Here is a 1,151-nt window from a genome sequence, read left to right on the forward strand (position 1 = left end):
GGTGAGTGCGGTTTGTATTTCGGTGGGTTCGATGCGGAAGCCGCGGATTTTGATTTGGTGGTCGGTGCGGCCTTGGTATTCGAGGGTGCCGTCGGGGCGGTGGCGGGCGAGGTCGCCGGTGCGGTACATGCGGGTGCCGGGTGGGCCGTAGGGGGTGGCGGTGAAGCGTTGTGCGGTGAGGGTGGGTTGGTGGGTGTAGCCGTGGGCGAGGCCGGTGCCGGTCATGTAGATCTCGCCGGTGGTGCCGGGTGGGACGGGGTTGAGGTGGGGGTCGAGGAGGAGGGTGTTTTTGGTGGGGAGGGGGGTTCCGATGGGGATGGTGGGGTGTTGGGTGTCTTGGGGGGTGATGGTGTGGGTGGTGGTGAAGATGGTGGATTCGACGGGTGAGTAGCCGTTGGTGATGGTGAGGTGGGGGTGGTGGTGGAGGGCTTTGGTGATGTGGGGGACGGAGAGGGGTTCGCCTCCGGTGAGGAGGTGGTGGGTGTGGGTGAAGAGGTGGGGGTGGGTGTCGAGGAGGTGGTTGAAGAGGCTTGCGGAGAGGTGGAGGTGGGTGGGGCGGTGTTGGTGGATGAGGTGGGTGATGGTGTCGGGGTCGGGGCGGGTGCCGGGTTGGAGGATGCAGGTGCCGTTGTTGAGCAGGGGTGCGAACAGCTCCAACGCGTAGGCGTCCCAGGGGATGGGGGAGCACTGGAGCCAGGTGTGGTGGGTGTGGGTGGGGGTGAAGTGTTGGTGGGTGAGGGTGGTGGTGAGTGCTTGGTGGGGGGTGAGGACGCCTTTGGGGGTGCCGGTGGAGCCTGAGGTGAACATCAGGCATGCGGTGTCCAGGGGGTGGACCGTGGTGGTGGGGGCTGAGGTGGGTCGGGTGGTGAGGGTGTGGTGGTCGTGGTCGAGCGGCACGGTGTGGATGCCGGCGTGGAGCCAGGTGGTGTCCTGGTCGGTGGTGGTGATCAGGTGGGTGGCGTGGGCTTGTTCGGTGATGGTGCGTAGGCGGGTGTGGGGGAAGTCGGGGTCGAGGAGGGTGTAGGCGGCGCCGGTTTTGAGGATGGCGAGGGTGGTGGTGGCCAGGTGGAGGTTGCGGTCGAGTTGGACGGCGCAGGTGGTGCCGCGGGTGACGCCCTGGTCGATGAGGTGGTGGGCGAGCCGGTTGGCGG

At 67.2% G+C, this 1,151-nt stretch carries 1 protein-coding gene; it reads right to left on the reverse strand.

The features are described 5' to 3' along the window. On the reverse strand, positions 1–1,151 hold a 1,151-nt coding region (locus ACL06G_RS21430), incomplete at both ends, for an amino acid adenylation domain-containing protein (RefSeq protein WP_412836523.1).

The organism is Streptomyces callyspongiae, from assembly GCF_047200695.1.
Classification (GTDB): domain Bacteria; phylum Actinomycetota; class Actinomycetes; order Streptomycetales; family Streptomycetaceae; genus Streptomyces.